Genomic DNA, 17268 nt, shown 5'->3' on the forward strand with positions numbered 1-17268 from the left:
CTCAGCTTTCGGTGTAGTTCATGAGCCAGTTCCCAGCGGCCATGACGGCGCGGGTTTCGAGTTCTGGACCGGTGACGATCAGATCGGCGCGGCAACCCGGCACGAGATCGCCGACCATTCCGGCCAGCCCCATCAGCGAAGCAGGCGTTGCCGTCGCTGCGATGACAGCCGAAAGCAGATCGACGCCGGCGTGATTAACAGCCCGGCGGACTATGTCCATCAACCGACTCGTCCCGCCGGCAATGGCCGTGTCCCCCTGGCCGGCCAGCCGCGCCACGCCACCGACCACGTCGACGTCGAGAGGTCCGAGTGGGTAGCGCCCGTCGGGCATTCCCGCCGCAGCCATCGCGTCGGAGACCAACGCGATCTGATGCGGACCGACCAGATCGAACACCGTCGCCACCGTCTCGTCGGCGAGATGTACTCCGTCCCCGATCAACTCGACCACCATCTGTCCTTTCGCGGCCGCGGCAAGACACGCCGCCACTGCGCCGGGAGCGCGATGATGCATCGGAGCCATACCGTTGAACAGGTGAGTGGCACTGAGCGGTGCATGCGCCGAGTGTGCGATCGAACGTGTCGCAATCGGGTTGGACGCATCGGTGTGTCCGATACTCACGACGGCACCGTGACGCTCCAGCAATGAGGCAAGTTCGCCGAAGTGTGCTGTCTCCGGAGCGATCGTCATCGAGCGGATGTGCCCGCGGCCGGCTTCGAGCAGCGACTCGAGCAGAGCCGGGTCGCCGTCGAGAATGCTGTCGGGATCCTGGGCGCCACAACGGAGTACCGACAGGAATGGACCTTCCAGGTGAATTCCGGCCAGCGTACCCTCGTCCACCAGTCCTGCCAGGAGCTCGATGCGACCGCGCAGGATCTGCGGCGGCGCGGAGACGAGCGAGCCGATCACCGAGGTCGTGCCGTTCGTCCGGTGGTGATCGGCAGCCACGGTGGATCCGAACTCGTCTGCCTCGGGGAAACCGAATCCGCCGGCGCCGTGGCAGTGAACGTCCACCAACCCCGGGATGATCGTTGTCCCCGCAGCTGCCCGTTCGGGTAACGGGTCGGTTCGCTGCGACGCGGGCCCGGCCCACACCACACGATTACCGGAAATCTCGACGACCCCGTCCGGAAGCAGTTGCCCACCGGTCACCAGTTGTCCACGCAGAATTTGTCCACGAAGTATCACGACATCACCTGCGGTACAACGGGAACTTCGGGATCTGCGATCGACAACTCGCGGAGCACGGCGTCCGCGAGCACGTAGTGCCCTTGTTCGTTCGGATGGAATGCGTCAGCCAGGAGAGCCGGCGGTGGACCATCGGGAGAATGGGCCGTCCACTGCGCGTAGTGGTCGACGAACACCACGCGCGTCGAGGCGGCAACCTGCCGCACGACCTCGACGTACTGAACCAATCCCGCTCTGGTGGGCGCATTCTCGACGTCGATCGGTGGCGGCGTCTGCAGGATCGGCACTGCACCGATCGCTCGCGTCCGGAAGATCGTGTCCGAGAGGTCGTCTCGAAACCGCTCCAGTCCTTCTTCGCCATCCAATGCGTCATTCGTACCGAGCATGATCAACACCACCGAGGGTTCGAACACTTCGATGCGGTGTGCGAAACCCGCACGCACATCGGAGGATCGATTGCCGCTCACCCCGGTATTGACAAGGACGTGGTTGAACAAGGAAAGTTCACCACGGACGCGCTCGGCGCAGTGTTCGACGTAACTTCGATGACCATCGGTGTGCGTCAATCCCTGAGTGATGCTGTCGCCGGTGAAGACCCACCGTATCGGCGTCGAGAAGTCGCCGAGCAAAGTCTCCAGCCGAATCCGTTCAGCGGTCCTGGATTTCAGAGCCTTCGACGTCGGGGTCACACCCTCGACCTTTCGGCGCCCGATACTGCGGCTGCAAATTTCGACGTGATGAACGCCGGATCCGTGATTGCGGTTCCGACAACCACCGAGTCTGCACCCAGGGCGATGGCGCGTGCCGCATCCTCCGGGCTGTGGTATCGCCCCTCGGCAATGAGGACTGCATCTGGAAGTGCCTGCCGCAGTTCCGAGATCAGCTCCAGGTCCGGGCCGGCCAGCCGTCGGCTGTTCTCGGTGTATCCCGCCAGTGTGCTGGAGATGATGTCGGCGCCCGCCGCGGCGGCAGCGACGCCGTCCTCGAGTGTTCCACAGTCGGCCATGACGAGGCCGCCGCGATCATGGACCGCTTCGACGGTGTCGGCAAAGGTCAGCCCATCCGGACGAGGTCGCAGCGTGGCGTCGGCAGCCACGATCTGCGCACCCGAATCCACGACTTCGAGGGCTGATTCCCTTGTCGGCGTGATGAACACGCCCTCCGAGCCGATCTTCGTCAAACCGATCACCGGTACCTTCACTGCCGATACGACTGCGGCGACATCCGGGGTTCCGCCCACACCGCCGCAGCGGATCGCCACTGCACCGCCGTCGACCGCAGCGCGGGCCATCCTCTCGATGGTCCCGGTGTCGCGCAGGGCATGGCCATGCCCGGCCTGACAGGACACGATCAGCTTCCCGCTGATGATCGTGAGCAATTCTTCGACAGTCACGGTGTTACCTCGATTCGTGTTGCGGCGGCCAGGAGCGCAGCTCCGACGAGCGGTGCATCGGTGCCCAAACGGGCAGGAAGAATGGCGGTTTCGGCAATGGGGCCCATCGCTTCCACCCGGAAAGCGGACGTCAGCGGAGACAGGAGGTCGGCTCCGATCTGGGCTGCGCCGCCGCCGATGACGATCACCTCGGGATCGAATGCAGTGGCGACGCCGGCCAGGACGCGGCCCAGCAGAGTACCGGCGTCGGAGACCACGGCACGGGCGATCGGATCGCCCGAGTGCATGAGCGCCACCACTGCCTGTAACGGTTGAGTGGGCACACCCGCCCGCGCTGCGTACTCGGCTGCCATCGCCGGGCCAGACGCGACTGCCTCGAGGTGATCGGTTCTGCCGCAACCGCAACCTATCGCCCCGGAGACCGGAACCAACAGATGCGCGAGCTCGCCGGCTGTTCCGTGGGCACCGTGGTACAGCTGACCGCCCACGGTCAACGCGCCACCGATTCCGGTACCGATCGAGACGAACAGTGCAGAGGTTCGACCGCGACCGGCGCCGATCATGTTCTCGCCGTGGGCCATCGCGCGCACGTCGTTGTCCACCGTCACCGGTAGGCCTGAGTGTGCCTCGAGTTCTCCGCGAACCTCGGCGCCACTCCATCCGGACAGAATGTCGGAGGCGAAGACGACGCGGCCACGCACCCGATCGATGATTCCCGGTGCACCGACTCCGATTCCGGCTACCGTGTGATTCGCCCTCAGACGGTCGATCAACGCGGTAGCGGTCCCGAGAACGGCTTCCCTACCCGCCGTCGGTGTTGCCGCACGAACGGTGTCGATCACGTCTCCGTCGGACGTCACCACCGCAGCAGCCACTTTGGTGCCGCCGATGTCGATACCGATCCATCGCTTCTGCCCAGATGTCATGTCAGAGGAGCCCGGCCTGTTCCAGAACGACCTTGATCGTTGCGGTCTCGGACTCGTCGAGCGAGAGCATCGGCGCGCACATCGTGTTGCCGGTGATGACGCCGCGCAGGGCCAGAGCCGTCTTGAACGCGCCAAGACCCGCGGCACCGGCACTGACGCGACCCGGTGTCGGCGCCTCGACGATCGAGAACAGATCGGTGAGTCGATCCTGCTCGGCCTTCGCCGCCGCCCAGTCTCCTGCCTGCGCAGCGCGCCACAGTCGCACGTAGCCGTGCGGGTCCACGTTGGCCAGGCCGGGCACTGCGCCCGAAGCACCCATCAGCAGGCATCCGTCGACGACTACCTCGTGCCCGGTGAAGACGGCGAAGTTTTCGAGCCCGGCCGACTGACGAAGCAACATACGGAAACTGACGTCGTCGCCGCTCGAATCCTTCACACCGGCGAGGACTCCCTCGCGGCCGAGCTCGACCAGCATTGCCGGGTTGAGCTTGCTGTGGACACGAACCGGAACGTCGTAGGCGAACAACGGAAGATCCACTGCGGCGTGGATGGAGCGGAAATGCGAAGCCGTCTCGGCTGCATCGGTGATCGCGTAGAACGGCGCCGTCGCGACGATGGCATCCGCGCCCGCTTCACGCGCCTGCTCGGCAACGGCAATGACCCGGTTGGTGGTCATGTCGTTCACTCCGACGAGGACCGGCACCTGGCCACCGACGTGACCGATCGCCGTTTGCACCACCTGGGCGCGCTGGGCGTCGGTGAGGTAACCGACCTCGCCCGAGGATCCGAGGACGAACAAGCCGTCGACTCCGGCTTCGATCTGCAGTGAGAGTAGGCGTTCGAGCGATTTGGTGTCGATCTCGCGCTCGAGCGTCAGTGGTGTGACGATCGGCGGGACGATTCCGCTGAAGGTGGTGGTTTCCGTGCTCATGGGGTCTCCATATGTTGGTTGTCGGATTGAGTTGTGGGTGCGGCTGTCAGGGAGAAACGGAGACCGGCTGACCGCTCGAGGCGGACAGATAGGCAGCGTCGATCACGCGCATCGACGCTCGGGCGTCTGCCACGGTGTAGTCGGGTTCGGTCCGTGTGGGAAGTCGATCGAGCACGTGAGAGAGAAAGCTCGACACCGCGTTGTCGGAACCGAAGCCGCCGATGGGTAGTGCGGTCACGGCTCCCGAGGCGGCGAAGTGGGTCACCGCGGGTTTGTCGTCGTCGGAACTCGCGTATCCGTGGGATCCGAGGACGCGAACCGTCGCGGTATTCGCGCCGAAACCCGGTGCTGCGGGGATTCTTCCGACGGTCACCGTCGCGGTGACGCCGTTTTCCAGGGCGAGCGAGATCAACGCCGTGTCTTCGACTCCGAACTGCTGGTGGGCCCCGCCGTAGAGTGTGCTCGTCTCGGCGTACACCTCGGTGACGTCCAGGCCGGTGAGGTATCGGAGGTAGTCGGCGGCGTAACCGGCGAAGTTCACTACTTCTCCCCCGCCGGAAAGCGCGGGATCCACCACCAGTTCGGGACGCTCGACGGACGTCGCGAAATGTGTTCCGCTTGCGAGGAACTCGATGTCCACGTGGCGCGGCAGTCCGAGATTTCCGGCGTCGATCCATCGGCGCAGTCGCCGGAGCGCAGGTGAATGAGTGCGGTTCACCACCGTGCAGATTCGCCCGTTCGACCGCGCGGCTTGCTGAACCGCCGCGGCCTCCGCCTCGTCGACGCCCACCGGCTTGTCCACCAGGACGTCGAGTCCCGCGTTCAATGCGGCAATCGCAAGCCGTGCATGCCTGGTCGGCTCACTGCAGATGATCGCCAGGTCTATCCGTTCGGGGTCGAGCAACTCGCCGAGTTCGTCGATCCACTCGATGTCTGCGGCCTTTGCCATCGCGATCCCGTCCTCACGAATCCAATCGGGGACCGAGGATTCGTCGGAGGCCCCGACCAGGCTCACTCGAGGATCGGAACGCAACAGGTCCGCATAGGATCCGGCATGCCTGACGCCGCTGACAAATCCGACGCGGATCGAACCGGTGCCGGTCATTGGTTTTCTCCGATCGAGACAGCACAGCCGGTGTCGAGCGATTGCTGGGCAGCGATGGCAGTCGCGAGAGCTGCACGCACCTGCCAGTTCTCGACTATCGGGCTCGCGGAACCGTCGAGAGTGGCGATCCAGTGACGCATCTGATGCGACATCGCGTCCTCGATCGACGACGGCGGCGCGTTGGTCGTGTCCGTCATCAGTCCCGGGTCGTCGCCGGTGTCGTGCGCGAGCGTGCCGGAAGTCCCCGACACCACGATCCGACGCACCATCTTTCCCGATTGTGGTAGCGCGTAAGCCAATTCGATGAGTGCCAGCGATCCGTCCTCGAAGCGAACGGTCAGATGGAAGCTGTCGTGCACGGGCATCCCCGCCGCGAAGGTGGGGAAACTACGAGCGAACACACGGATCGGACGACGACCGATCAGCCACGTCACCAGATCGAGTGCGTGGGTTCCGTTGTGAACGGGGTGACCACCCGAACGTTCCTTGTCGTGTTGCCAGCCTCGCCAGCCCCCTGGCCAGACATGGCCGGTGTACCAACTGAGGTGGATCAACCGGGGGTCGCCGATGGCACCTTGTGCAACCGAGTTTCCGATCGAGGTGATCGACGGCTGGAATCGTACGGTCTGTCCGACCATCAGTGAGGTGCCGACACCTTCGGTGGCCTCGACCATGGCGTCGAAGTCCGCGACTGTCAGCGCGGCCGGCTTCTCCACGTGCACATGCTTTCCCGCGCGGCCCGCGGCTATCGTCACGGGTGCGTGGTCGGGAGTGGCCCCGACGACGTTGACCGCCTGCACGCTCGGGTCGGCGAGAATCTTCGCCAGATCGGTACTGGCCTTCGCGCCCGGCGCCAACGCCGCAACCGATGCGGCCCGGTCCAAGTCACTGCCGAATACGTAGGCGACTTCGACCGACGGGATGCGCGCCAAGGCGCTGACGTGGTCCCGCGCGATTCCGCCGCTACCGATGACGGCTACACGCACCGTCACTTGGCACTTCCCGAGAGCGCTGCCGGTTCGCCGCCACCGAGTCGCACCTGTTCGGCGACGACGAGTGCGCGTTCACGTGCGTACGTCAACGGCGAGTCGGGATCAGCCTTGCCGTCGAGAACTGCTGCCATCTCGTCGATTTCGTGACGAATCGCAGCCTGCATCCACAGCGAGGATCCTCCGTTTCCCGAGTTGTACTTCTGCGTCCTGCTCGCAGCGTCGATCAACGATTGGTTCTCGGCGTCGACGTCGAAGATCGGCCACGACTCTACGACCTGTCCCCCGCGCAGTCGGCTGACCCGGCCGGTGTGGAAGTCCGCGTGGACCGAACCTTCGGTGGCATCGACGGTCAGCTGCCACGACGAAGTGTGTGACCGCGTCGAAATGGTGTGTCTGCCGATCGCGCCGCCGGCGAACGACACCACTGTGTTGCGGAAGCCGTCGTCCGCGGTGGCGATGCTCGACACGGCAGTCACCTCGCCGCCGAGCCAGCACATCAGGTCCAGTTCGTGAATCTCGTGAGTCAGTTCTCCACCCGTTCGGCTCTTGTCGAGCTTCCACCACTGTGGATCTGCGCCGTCGGTGTCGATCCAGCGTGAGCGAGACGTTTCGATCGCAGCGACCTCGCCGAGCTCCCCCGACGCCAGCAGGTCCGCCAGACGTCGTACACCCGGCATCATCCGCATGATGTGCCCGACCATCAACGGCGAACCGCTCGCGTCAGCGCTCGCGATCATGTTCTGCGCATCGACCAGTTCGACGGCGAGTGGCTTCTCGACAAAAACTGCCTTGCCGTGTTCGAGCGCCGCGATGGCAGGTTCGGCGTGCGCGTGATTGGGCGTCGCGACGACAACGAGGGCCAACTCCGGGTGAGCGGCCACCGCGTCGTGATCGTCTGTCGGGGTTGCCGAGAACTCTGCGGCGACGTCCTTGGCCCGCTCGAAGTCACGGTCGCACAGCATCGTCAGTTCGAAACGTGGATGGGCAGCCAGCTCGCGAGCGAGGGAACTACCGAAGAATCCGCAACCGACCACACCGACTTTGTATCGGGTCATGAAGTCTCCAAAGATTGGATGAGGGATGTCCTATGTTATACGGCCAGCGTCATCGCTCGTCAATTCGACGCCGGTAACACAGTCTTCATCTATGCAGGTGAGCGCACTATTTTTGGCTCGAAACCGGCGAAACGTCGAAGTTCGGCGCCGCCAGTTCCGAAGATTCTCTAGACGCTTTCTGATCCACAATGTAAGTTACGCAACATCGGACGTCGAACATAGGACATCCCCTATCCACTCCCTTGATGTCCCGCTCCCCGCCTTGGAGGCCGCCTTGAAGAACGAACGACCGCTGAGCTCCGCGTTCACCCGCCGAGACCTGTTCCGGTACACCGGGCTACTGGGAGCTGCAGCAGGTATCACCGCGACTCTCGCGGCCTGTGGCGGCGGGCCGTCGTCGACCTCGGTTGTCGGCGGTTCCGCGAGCACCGGCGATCTGACCACCGCCATCGGATACGGCAACGACCAGAGCTTCGACCCGATGCAGACTGCATCCGGTTTCCTCATGGCAGCGGTCAACCACGTCTACGAGGGACTGCTCGAAAACGATCCAGGCACCGGTGAGACGTATGCGGCGCTCGCACAGGCCGTCCCGACCGACGCCACTGCCTCGAGCTGGACCATGAAAATCCGCGAGGGAGCAACCTGGCACGACGGCACTCCGGTCACCTCGGACGACGTCGTCTTCACCTTCGATCGCATCCTCGATCCACAGCAGAACGTACTGATCCGCTCCTTCTTCTCCTCCTGGCTGCAGTCCGTCACCAAGGTCGACGACCAAACGGTGACCCTGAACTTCAACTACCCGTTCAGCGCTGCCGCACAGCGTCTCTCGATCGCCAAGATCATGCCCAAGCACGTCTTCGACGGCCACTGGGACGAGGCCAAGTCCGGAGCGCTGGTCGTCGGTTCCGGTCCGTACAAGCTCAAGAGCCACACCCCCAAGAGCAACACAGCTTTCGAGGCCTTCGAGGCGTACAACGGGCCGCGTCCGGCCAACTTCGCGACCATGAACTGGCTCTCCATCGTCGACACCTCCTCACGCATCGCGCGCGTCTCGGGCAACAATGCCGGTGCACAACTCGCCGACAACATCCCCGTCGCCAACGTCCCCACTCTGACCTCCGGTGGGCGCACCGTCGAGGGCAACCCGGGCATGAACCTCATGTACCTGCTCTTCGACACCACTCAGGCACCGTTCGACGACGTTCGTGTTCGCCAGGCGATGTTCTACGCGATCAACACCCCGAAGATGATCGAGATCGCCCTCGGCGGCAAGGCAGCACCGGCCACGAGCTACCTGTACGAGCGCAACCCCGACTACGCGCGAGCGTCCACCGTCTACTCGTACGATCCGGACAAGGCCCGCTCACTCCTCGCTGCCGCCGGCGTCAGTGGCCTCGACCTGACACTGCTCTCCACCAACGTCAGCTGGCTGGCCGACTGCTTGCCGACCATCAAAGAGTCTTGGGACGCAGTCGGATTCAACACGACGCTCGAACCGCAGGACACCAGCGCCATGGTGAGCAAGCTCAACAGCGGCCAGAAGTTCCAGATCGCCGCCGGTACGTCCAACCCGCAGGCATTCGGCAGCGACGTCGACCTTCTCGTCCGCTACACGTACAGCAAGGGCGGCTTGTGGACGAAGACCTACGCCAAGTGGGACGACACCCCCGAAGCGCAGAAGATCTACGCCACCATGGACGAAGCCACCCGCGAGACCGACCCGGCAAAGCGCAGCACCCTCGTGCAGTCGTACCTGAACCAGATCGCCGAAAATGCTGTCTACTACCCGGTTCTCCATCAGGAACTCCTGACTGCGTGGGATCCGAAGAAGATCGCCGACGTCACTCCGCTGCCGTACCCCGGCGTCAACCTGCTTCAGGCGAAGCCGGCCTGATACCCGCCCGCTCGGCCGTTTCCCACAACTGAGAGATCCCCCGATGGCAAGAGTCCTCCCCATGCTGATCAGGCGATTACTGATACTGATCCCCCTGATCCTCGGCATCATCGCGTTCGTCTTCATCGTGATGCAGTTCGCGCCCACCGATCCCGCAACCGCGGCGTTCAACGGTGGCAACCCGACTGCGGAACAGTTGCAGCAGTTCAAGGAAGAGAACGGACTGCTCGATCCGCTTCCGCTGCAATACGTTCACTTCGTGACCGATCTGGTCAGCGGCAACATGGGTGACAGTCTGATTTCCGGTACCCCGGTGTTGGATTCGATCTCCACCGCTCTGCCACTGACCATTCAGCTCACGGTTCTCGGACTGGTGATCGCCATCGTGCTCTCGCTGATCTTCGGCGTCACCAGCGCACTGTTCCGCGATCGTTGGCCGGATCAGGTCATCCGAGTGATCTCCCTCGGTGGTGTGGCGGCACCGTCATTCTGGTTGGCACTGCTGATGATTCAGTATCTGGCTGTTCAACTCGGATGGTTCCCCACCGGTGGCTACGTCAATCCGAGCGACTCCGTCAGCGACTGGCTCTGGTACATGGCGCTCCCGGCGCTGTCCCTGTCACTGCCCGTCGCAGCACAACTCACGCGCATCATCCGCACGTCGATGGTCGAGGAGTTGGACAAAGACTACGTCCGGACCGCGATCGGCAGCGGCCTGCCCTATCACGTGGTGATCGGACGGAATGTGTTGCGTAACGCACTGATCAACCCGCTCACCGTCCTGGGTCTACGAGTCGGTTATCTCCTCGGTGGCGCTGTGGTCATCGAGCAGATCTTCGGCCTGCCCGGCATGGGTCAGCTCATGATCAACGGCGTCACCAACGGTGACCCCGCAGTCGTTCAGGGTGTTGTCATCGTCATCGCGGTCGGCTTCGTCGTCGTCAACCTCGCCGTCGACATCCTCTACCTGCTTGTCAATCCACGACTTCGGAGCGCAGCATGATGAGAAGAAAACTCACCGAGAAGCTTTCGCGACCCGGCATCACCTTTTCTCGCTTCCCCCTCTCGGCCTGGCTGTCGATGGCGGTTCTCGCGATCATCGTGCTCGCCTGCCTCTTCGCGCCGCTGATCACGCAGTACACCCCGCTCGAACAGGCGGTGGGTACCGCGGGCCCCAGCGCCGAGCACTGGTTCGGTCAGGACAGTCTCGGTCGAGATCTGTTCAGCCGCTTGCTCTACGGCGGACGCTGGTCGCTGACCATCGGTCTCGGTTCCACCTTCCTCGCACTGTGCGCCGGCGCTCTCATCGGATCGGTGGCCGCAACGAGCCGAAAAGGCGTCGACGAGACCATCATGCGTGTGCTCGACGTGGTCATGGCGTTCCCGGGCATTGCGCTCGCTGCCGTACTCGTCGCGGCCTTCGGTGGTTCGATCCCGGTTCTGATCGTCACTATCGCGTTCCTCTACACACCGATGGTGGCTCGCGTCGTTCGCGCAAACGTTCTCGCTCAGTACGGCGAGGACTACGTCGCGGCCGAAAAGGTCATCGGCGCAAGAACTTCACACATCGTCGTCAAGCACGTCGTAGCCAACTGTGCTGCGCCCGTTCTCGTCTTCTGCACTGTCATGGTCGCCGACGCCATCGTGCTGGAAGCCAGCCTGTCGTTCATCGGCGCCGGTGTGCGTCCCCCGGACCCGTCGTGGGGATCGGTGATCGCGGACGGCAAGAACATGGTCCTCCTCGGTGGTTGGTGGGCAACGGTGTTCCCCGGCCTGCTCATTCTGCTGACGGTGCTCTCCCTCAACGTGCTCGCCGAGGGCCTGACGGACGCGATGGCCGATCCGAGTCTGAAGAAGACCAAGAAGACGCCCTCCGCGCTCCAAGCAGCGCAGACCGCTGCAGCGGAGGAGACCTCCAACGAGCTCATTCTGGAGGACGAAGCCGCATCGGTCACCGACACTCCGGAGTTGATAGACGACTTCGCCGATCCGAGCGTCGTGAAAGATGTTCTCGAGCCGGCCGCCGAGCCGACTCCTCTCGAAACGCACCTGAAGATCCTGGCGGAAACCGAGCGGTCCCGCTCCGATCGTCTTGTGTACGAGGGCGATGCCGCACCACTCCTCGAGGTCCGCAATCTCACGATCCGGTTCCCGGAACGCTACGGAGACACGGCGATCGTCGACAACGTGAGCTTCACCGTCCGCCCGAACGAGACGATGGCGCTCGTCGGCGAGTCCGGTTGCGGAAAGTCGCTCACGTCGCTGGCGATCATGGGTCTGCTACCCAAGACGGCAGTGGTGACCGGCGAGATCCTGTTCGACGGAGTCAACGTCCTCGAGCTGAACAACCGGGAGCGAAACAAGCTACGCGGACACGACATGGCCATGATCTACCAGGATGCGCTGAGTTCACTGAACCCGGCGATGCTGATACGCGCGCAGTTCAAGCAGCTCACCAAGCGCGGCGGTACCCGCACAGCCGAGGAACTGCTCGAACTCGTCGGACTCGATCCGGTGCGCACTCTCGCCAGCTACCCACACGAGCTTTCCGGTGGTCAGCGCCAGCGCGTTCTGATCGCCATGTCGCTCACCCGCAGTCCACGGTTGATCGTCGCGGACGAGCCCACCACCGCTCTCGACGTCACCGTCCAGGCCCAGGTCGTGGACTTGCTCAACGACCTTCGGGAAAAGCTGGGGTTTGCCATGGTTTTCGTGAGCCACGATCTTGCACTCGTTGCTTCACTCGCTCACAAGATCACGGTGATGTACGCCGGTCAGGTCGTCGAGTCGGCGCCCACGAGTGATCTGCTCGTCGATCCCCGCCACGAATACACCCAGGGCCTTCTCGGGGCCGTTCTCTCGATCGAGGACGAAGCGCCGCGGCTGCATCAGATTCAGGGAACTGTTCCCTCGCCCGGAAACTTCGCGCCGGGTGACCGTTTCGCCGAGCGTTCCACTCGCCCGGACTCCGACCCCCTCCGAAAGCCGGAGATGGTCCGGGTCGACGGGACCGAGCATTGGTTCGCCAGCCAGTCCGCGACTCCCGTACGTACAGAATCGGAATTGGAGAGCGTGCGATGACTACAGCTGAAGCACCCATCCTGGAACTGAAGAACATTCACGTCGTCCACAAGACCCGTTCGGGATCACTGTTCAAACCGGGCACGGTTCACGCGGTCAACGATGTCAGTATCGACGTACGACGAGGGACGACGATCGGCATCGTGGGCGAGTCGGGTTGTGGCAAGTCCACTCTGGCCAAAGTCATGGTCGGACTGCAGAAGCCGACGTCGGGCGACGTGGTCTTTCGCGGCCGAAGCGCTCTGACCCGGTCGGCCGGCGTGCGCAAGGAGTTCGGCCGAGCGATCTCGATCGTCTTCCAGGATCCGGCTACCGCGCTCAATCCCCGAATGACGGTGGCCGACATCCTCACCGATCCACTCGACGTCCACGGCATCGGCAACCGCGCGAGCCGAACCGCCCGAGTTCGCGAGCTGGTCGGTTTGGTCGGACTCCCCCAATCTGCGCTCGAAGTCATCCCGAGCCAGATCTCCGGCGGTCAGCGGCAACGTGTCGCGATCGCGCGTGCACTCGCGCTCGAACCTGACGTCATCGTGGCCGACGAGCCGACGTCGGCGCTCGACGTCTCGGTGCGAGCGCAGATCCTGAATCTGCTCAGCGACATCAAGGCTCGGTTGGGGCTCGGCATGGTGTTCATCTCGCACGACATACAGACGGTGCGGTACGTCTCCGACACCATCGTCGTCATGAACGCCGGGCGGATCGTCGAGCAGGGAACGGCCCAGGAAGTATTCGACAGCCCGTCCGATGCGTACACGGCCAAACTGCTGGGTGCGGCGCCCAGCCTCCTGCAACGCACCGTTGACGTGGGTTGACCAATGGAGCGGATGACCGGACATAGGATGAAGGACGTTCGTATCAGAAAAGGGGAATCGATGTCTGTCCGGAGTGGCACACAGGGCGCTCGTTTCAGCGCGCAAAACCGCATGCGCGCACTTCAGACGGACATCATGAACTTGATCCTCGAACGCAGGCTCTCCCCCGGCGACCCGATGCCCACCGAGGCCGAACTGTCCGAGGAATTGGGTATCGGCCGAAACACGCTCCGGGAGGCGCTCAAGGTTCTGCAGGCCTTGGGCGTCGTCGAGATCCGTCACGGCTTCGGAATGTTCGTCGCCCCTAGCAACTTCGACGCTCTCGCCGACGGCCTGACCTTCCGTGGCCGGTTGTCCTTGCAGGGCACCGGGCACGAGGCGATGGAACTGGTCGACATTCGTCAGGCACTCGAGACCGGACTGATCGGTGCGGCGATGGCCGAGATGACGTCGGCCGACCACGCCGACCTCGACGAACTCGTCACCGGCATGGAGGTCCGTGCCGCTGCCGGGAAGAACTTCTCCGACATCGATGCGACCTTCCACTCCCGCCTGTACTCCCCGCTGGACAACCAGGTCCTCGGTCAGTTGATGGACGTCTTCTGGCAGGTGTACAGCGAGATACAGCAGGCCATCGGGCATTCGGATACGCCACTGATCGACATCGCGTCGAAGCACCGTGCGATTCTCGATGCGATCCGTACGGGTGATGCAGTCGAGGCGGCGCACACTCTCGATGTGCACTTCGGTGGCCTGCGCGAGCGGATCGCCAGTCTCCATGCGTCCGAAGCGCAGTAATTTCGAAACACGTGATTTTGCTCCGCTGGCTCACCATCGCGCCCGTTCTTCCGGCAAAATTACGGGTATGAAGAACCCGAACCTGACGCCTTCGCGCGTTCTCGCAGTTGTCCTCGCTGCCGCCCTGGTCATTTTCGTGATCGCACGCCGCCGCGACGACGGCGCCCTCAGCCGCGGAGAATGGTTGTCGGACACCGTCGGACCGGACGACCTCGCCGGCTGAAACGACGTGTGCCCTCGGCCGAAACTCGGCCGAGGGCACACGCACGTGTCATCTACTACTTCATCGAATCCAGTCGGGTTCGCGCGTCCTCGAACCCGGATACCAGCTCTGCCATGACCTCGGCGACCGGGCGGATCTCGTTCATCCGTCCCACGATCTGACCGACGGGCATTGCCACAACTTCCGGGTTCTCCGATGCAGCGATTCTCTGATGAGCGTCGCTGACCAGAAGGTTCTGCAGCGGCATCGGCAAGGGCGCCGGTGCTCCCGGGTTCGACCAGGCTTCCGTCCACTTGGTCTTGAGCAACCGAGCGGGCTTACCCGAGTAGATGCGCGAACGAACGGTGTCGGCCGACGTCGCGCCCAACAGTGCACGCTGAATAGCGGACGGGCCCTCGCCCGATGCACTGCCGAGTTTGTATTCGGACGTGGTGAGCCAGTACGAGCCCATCCACACTCCGGACGCACCGAGTGCAAGTGCGGCAGCCACCTGACGGCCGCTGCCGATACCCCCGGCAGCCAGCACAGCAGCTGAATCACCCAGTGCATCAACGATTTCCGGAACGAGAACCATCGACGCAATTTCGCCGGTGTGACCGCCTGCCTCGTAGCCCTGCGCGATCACGATGTCGACACCGTTCTCGACGTGACGACGCGCATGCTCGACGGCGCCGGCCAGCGCTGCTACCGGTACGCCCTTCTCGTGCGCCTGATCGATGACGTCCTTCGGCGGTGATCCCAGCGCATTCGCAATCAACGCAATCCGGTGTCCCAGAGCAACATCGACGTGTGACCGCGCCACCGAGTGAAGCCATCCCAGTACGCCGGTCGCATGCTCGACGTCGTCGGAAAGCGGCGGCACACCGAGCTCGTCGAGCGTGCGGTTGACGAAGGCGCGGTGCTCCTCCGGAATCAGCTTGTCGAGATCGACGGCGCCGCCCTCGGTCGGCACCTTGGCCGGCATGACGATGTCGACGCCGTACGGCTTACCGTCGGTGTTCTCGTCCATCCACGTCAGTGCGGCTTCGAGCTCTTCCGGGTCGTTGAACCGGACGCAACCGAGCACGCCCAGACCTCCCGCGCGGCTGATCGCGGCCGCGACGTGCTCGGAAGGAGTGAATCCGAAAATCGGGTATTCGATGCCGAACTTGTCGGCGAGATCCGAACGCATCAGGCTTCCACGCTTTCGTTTGCGGACGCCACAGGAGCGCCGTTTCCGTTGTGATCATCGGCCTCGCGCGATTCCGTTTCGGCCTTCGCCCAGCGGTAGTCGGGCTTGCCTGCCGGGTTGCGCTTGATCTGGTCCACGAACCACACGCTGCGCGGAACCTTGTATCCGGCAATCTCTTTGCGTGCTGCGGTGGCGATGTCGTGCAGCGTCGGCGACGTGCCTTCGCGTACCTGGACCACTGCGGCAACGCGCTGACCGAAGCGCTCGTCGGGGATACCGACCACCAGGACGTCGAAGATGTCCGGGTGCGCCTTCAAAGCGCCCTCGACCTCTTCCGGGTACACCTTCTCGCCGCCGCTGTTGATCGACACCGAACCGCGGCCGAGCATCGTGACCGTGCCGTCGGCTTCGACCTGCGCATAGTCGCCGGGGATCGAGTAGCGAACGCCGTTGATGGTGCGGAAGGTTTCGGCCGTCTTGACCTCGTCCTTGTAGTAGCCGAGCGGGATGTTGCCCTTGCGAGCGAGCATGCCGCGCTTGCCCGATCCGGGTTCGACCTCGTTGCCGTCGTCGTCGAGAACCGTTGTGGAGGCGTCGATCTTGACCGTCGGACCGCCAGTGTGCTTCTGGCCCTTGCTCAGCACGGCGAGTCCACCGAAGCCGGTCTCGGATGCTCCGATGGAGTCCGTCAGCAGGCGGTTGGGCAACAGTTCGAGGAACTGCTCCTGGATACTCGGCGAGAAGAGTGCAGCACTGCTGGCCATCACGTAGAGCGTCGAAAGATCGTACGGCTCACCGGTCTCCGGGTTTCCGGCGATGAGTGCGTCGAGCATCGGACGGCCCATCGCGTCACCCGTGATGAAGATCAGGTTGACCTTGTGCTTGTCGATGTTCTGCCACACCTCGTGGGCGTCGAATTCCGGGTGCATCAAACAGGTTCCGCCGCCGAAGAGGCTGTGGAATACCGCCGACTGCGAACCGCCGTGAATCATCGGGGGGATCGGGTAGCGGATCATGCTCGGGTTGGCGGCGCCGACCTTCGCCATCTCGTACTCGTCCTCGACCGGAACTCCGGTGACGAAGTTGATGCCTCCGCCGAGAACACGCCACCAGTCCTCGTGACGCCACATGACGCCCTTGGGACTTCCGGTGGTGCCGCCGGTGTAGAGCATGAAGATGTCGTCGTTGCTGCGCTCTTCGAAATCACGCTCACCCGAACTCTGCGCGAGTGCGTCCTCGTAGCCGATGCCGAAAGCACTGAAGTCCAGATCGGTGCCGTCCTCGACCACGATGACGGACTTGACCTTGGGAGTGTTCGGCAGGACGTTCGCGACCTTGTCCGAGTAGCGGCGCTCGTGAATGAGGGCAACCATGTCGGAGTTGTCGAAGATGTACTGCAACTCGTTCTCGACGTACCGGTAATTGATGTTGACCATCACGGCCCGGATCTTGAAAACCGCGACCATGGCCTCGATCGCCTCGATGACGTTCCGGCAGTAGATGCCGACCTTGTCACCCGGCTGAACGCCATGTTCACGCAGGTAGTGACCGAGGCGGTTTGCTCGGTCCTCCAACTGTGCATAAGTCATCTCGCGGTTGTCCGAGACCAGCGCAACGCGGTCCGGAACGAGGTCGATTGCGTGCTCTACGAAGTCTGCGATGTTAAGGGCCACGAGTTCAAAGTAGAACGTG

The 17268-nt window shown here is 63.5% G+C and carries 16 protein-coding genes; 6 read left to right on the plus strand and 10 right to left on the minus strand.

Going from position 1 to position 17268, the window contains the following annotated elements; translation table 11 throughout:
* Position 1: 1 nt before the first annotated feature.
* From ASU23_RS28470 to ASU23_RS28505, 8 genes are read right to left on the minus strand one after another with little or no spacing between them, the layout of a single operon-like run.
* Positions 2-1186, minus strand: coding sequence for an N-acetylglucosamine-6-phosphate deacetylase (locus ASU23_RS28470; protein WP_058039190.1), 1185 nt, complete (start codon positions 1184-1186; stop codon positions 2-4).
* On the minus strand, positions 1183-1875 hold the full coding sequence (locus ASU23_RS28475) for an SGNH/GDSL hydrolase family protein (protein WP_054827936.1): 693 nt from the start codon (positions 1873-1875) through the stop codon (positions 1183-1185). The genes ASU23_RS28470 and ASU23_RS28475 overlap by 4 nt, the downstream gene beginning before the upstream one ends.
* Entirely contained in the window at positions 1872-2579 is a 708-nt protein-coding gene (locus ASU23_RS28480) for an N-acetylmannosamine-6-phosphate 2-epimerase (protein WP_003945593.1), read from the minus strand. The genes ASU23_RS28475 and ASU23_RS28480 overlap by 4 nt, the downstream gene beginning before the upstream one ends.
* Positions 2576-3505: an ROK family protein gene (locus tag ASU23_RS28485; protein ID WP_058039191.1), complete on the minus strand. Its 930-nt coding sequence runs from the start codon at positions 3503-3505 to the stop codon at positions 2576-2578. Before ASU23_RS28485 ends, ASU23_RS28480 begins: the two co-directional genes overlap by 4 nt.
* Before the next feature lies 1 nt (position 3506).
* Positions 3507-4436 carry a dihydrodipicolinate synthase family protein gene (locus ASU23_RS28490; RefSeq protein ID WP_058039192.1) on the minus strand — a complete coding sequence of 310 codons (930 nt, stop codon included), beginning with the start codon at positions 4434-4436 and terminating at the stop codon, positions 3507-3509.
* Positions 4437-4482: 46 nt separating this feature from the next.
* Positions 4483-5541, minus strand: a complete 1059-nt coding sequence (locus tag ASU23_RS28495; RefSeq protein WP_058039193.1) for a Gfo/Idh/MocA family protein — start codon at positions 5539-5541, stop codon at positions 4483-4485.
* Positions 5538-6533 (minus strand): Gfo/Idh/MocA family protein, encoded by a 996-nt coding sequence (locus ASU23_RS28500; RefSeq protein ID WP_058039194.1) that lies wholly within the window; start codon positions 6531-6533, stop codon positions 5538-5540. Before ASU23_RS28500 ends, ASU23_RS28495 begins: the two co-directional genes overlap by 4 nt.
* Complete coding sequence (locus tag ASU23_RS28505) at positions 6530-7588, minus strand: Gfo/Idh/MocA family protein (RefSeq protein WP_042449499.1); 1059 nt, start codon at positions 7586-7588, stop codon at positions 6530-6532. Before ASU23_RS28505 ends, ASU23_RS28500 begins: the two co-directional genes overlap by 4 nt.
* Positions 7589-7862: 274 nt before the next feature.
* On the opposite strand from ASU23_RS28505, the gene ASU23_RS28510 reads away from it, so the two are divergent.
* From ASU23_RS28510 to ASU23_RS34390, 6 genes are all read left to right on the plus strand, one after another.
* Positions 7863-9488, plus strand: a complete 1626-nt coding sequence (locus tag ASU23_RS28510; RefSeq protein ID WP_003945716.1) for an ABC transporter substrate-binding protein — start codon at positions 7863-7865, stop codon at positions 9486-9488.
* A 43-nt stretch (positions 9489-9531) separates the two neighbouring features.
* Positions 9532-10491 carry an ABC transporter permease gene (locus ASU23_RS28515; RefSeq protein ID WP_003945671.1) on the plus strand — a complete coding sequence of 320 codons (960 nt, stop codon included), beginning with the start codon at positions 9532-9534 and terminating at the stop codon, positions 10489-10491.
* A complete protein-coding gene (locus tag ASU23_RS28520; protein WP_058039195.1) occupies positions 10491-12569 on the plus strand; it encodes a dipeptide/oligopeptide/nickel ABC transporter permease/ATP-binding protein in 2079 nt (692 codons plus the stop codon). The genes ASU23_RS28515 and ASU23_RS28520 overlap by 1 nt, the downstream gene beginning before the upstream one ends.
* Positions 12566-13384 carry an ABC transporter ATP-binding protein gene (locus ASU23_RS28525; protein ID WP_003945888.1) on the plus strand — a complete coding sequence of 273 codons (819 nt, stop codon included), beginning with the start codon at positions 12566-12568 and terminating at the stop codon, positions 13382-13384. The genes ASU23_RS28520 and ASU23_RS28525 overlap by 4 nt, the downstream gene beginning before the upstream one ends.
* Before the next feature lie 60 nt (positions 13385-13444).
* Entirely contained in the window at positions 13445-14182 is a 738-nt protein-coding gene (locus ASU23_RS28530) for a FadR/GntR family transcriptional regulator (protein WP_050655749.1), read from the plus strand.
* A gap of 67 nt (positions 14183-14249) precedes the next feature.
* A complete protein-coding gene (locus tag ASU23_RS34390) occupies positions 14250-14405 on the plus strand; it encodes a hypothetical protein (protein ID WP_003945810.1) in 156 nt (51 codons plus the stop codon).
* 55 nt (positions 14406-14460) lie between these two features.
* Here the strand turns inward: ASU23_RS34390 and ASU23_RS28535 are convergent, their stop codons facing one another.
* Together ASU23_RS28535 and ASU23_RS28540 are read right to left on the minus strand one after the other, a co-directional pair.
* Positions 14461-15576 (minus strand): nitronate monooxygenase family protein, encoded by a 1116-nt coding sequence (locus tag ASU23_RS28535; protein ID WP_003945863.1) that lies wholly within the window; start codon positions 15574-15576, stop codon positions 14461-14463.
* Positions 15576-17249 (minus strand): acyl-CoA synthetase, encoded by a 1674-nt coding sequence (locus tag ASU23_RS28540; protein WP_039973409.1) that lies wholly within the window; start codon positions 17247-17249, stop codon positions 15576-15578. Before ASU23_RS28540 ends, ASU23_RS28535 begins: the two co-directional genes overlap by 1 nt.
* Positions 17250-17268 lie beyond the last annotated feature (19 nt).

This window comes from Rhodococcus sp. KB6 (genome assembly GCF_001445685.1).
Taxonomy (GTDB): Bacteria; Actinomycetota; Actinomycetes; order Mycobacteriales; family Mycobacteriaceae; genus Rhodococcus_F; species Rhodococcus_F qingshengii.

Bases quoted from the DNA above. Each gene is read 5' to 3' on its own strand.
- ASU23_RS28485 (WP_058039191.1), bottom strand. From the start codon at position 3,505: ATGACATCTGGGCAGAAGCGATGGATCGGTATCGACATCGGCGGCACC.
- ASU23_RS28490 (WP_058039192.1), bottom strand. From the start codon at position 4,436: ATGAGCACGGAAACCACCACCTTCAGCGGAATCGTCCCGCCGATCGTC.
- ASU23_RS28495 (WP_058039193.1), bottom strand. From the start codon at position 5,541: ATGACCGGCACCGGTTCGATCCGCGTCGGATTTGTCAGCGGCGTCAGG.
- ASU23_RS28505 (WP_042449499.1), bottom strand. From the start codon at position 7,588: ATGACCCGATACAAAGTCGGTGTGGTCGGTTGCGGATTCTTCGGTAGT.
- ASU23_RS28515 (WP_003945671.1), top strand. From the start codon at position 9,532: ATGGCAAGAGTCCTCCCCATGCTGATCAGGCGATTACTGATACTGATC.
- ASU23_RS28520 (WP_058039195.1), top strand. From the start codon at position 10,491: ATGAGAAGAAAACTCACCGAGAAGCTTTCGCGACCCGGCATCACCTTT.
- ASU23_RS28525 (WP_003945888.1), top strand. From the start codon at position 12,566: ATGACTACAGCTGAAGCACCCATCCTGGAACTGAAGAACATTCACGTC.
- ASU23_RS28530 (WP_050655749.1), top strand. From the start codon at position 13,445: ATGTCTGTCCGGAGTGGCACACAGGGCGCTCGTTTCAGCGCGCAAAAC.
- ASU23_RS34390 (WP_003945810.1), top strand. From the start codon at position 14,250: ATGAAGAACCCGAACCTGACGCCTTCGCGCGTTCTCGCAGTTGTCCTC.
- ASU23_RS28535 (WP_003945863.1), bottom strand. From the start codon at position 15,576: ATGCGTTCGGATCTCGCCGACAAGTTCGGCATCGAATACCCGATTTTC.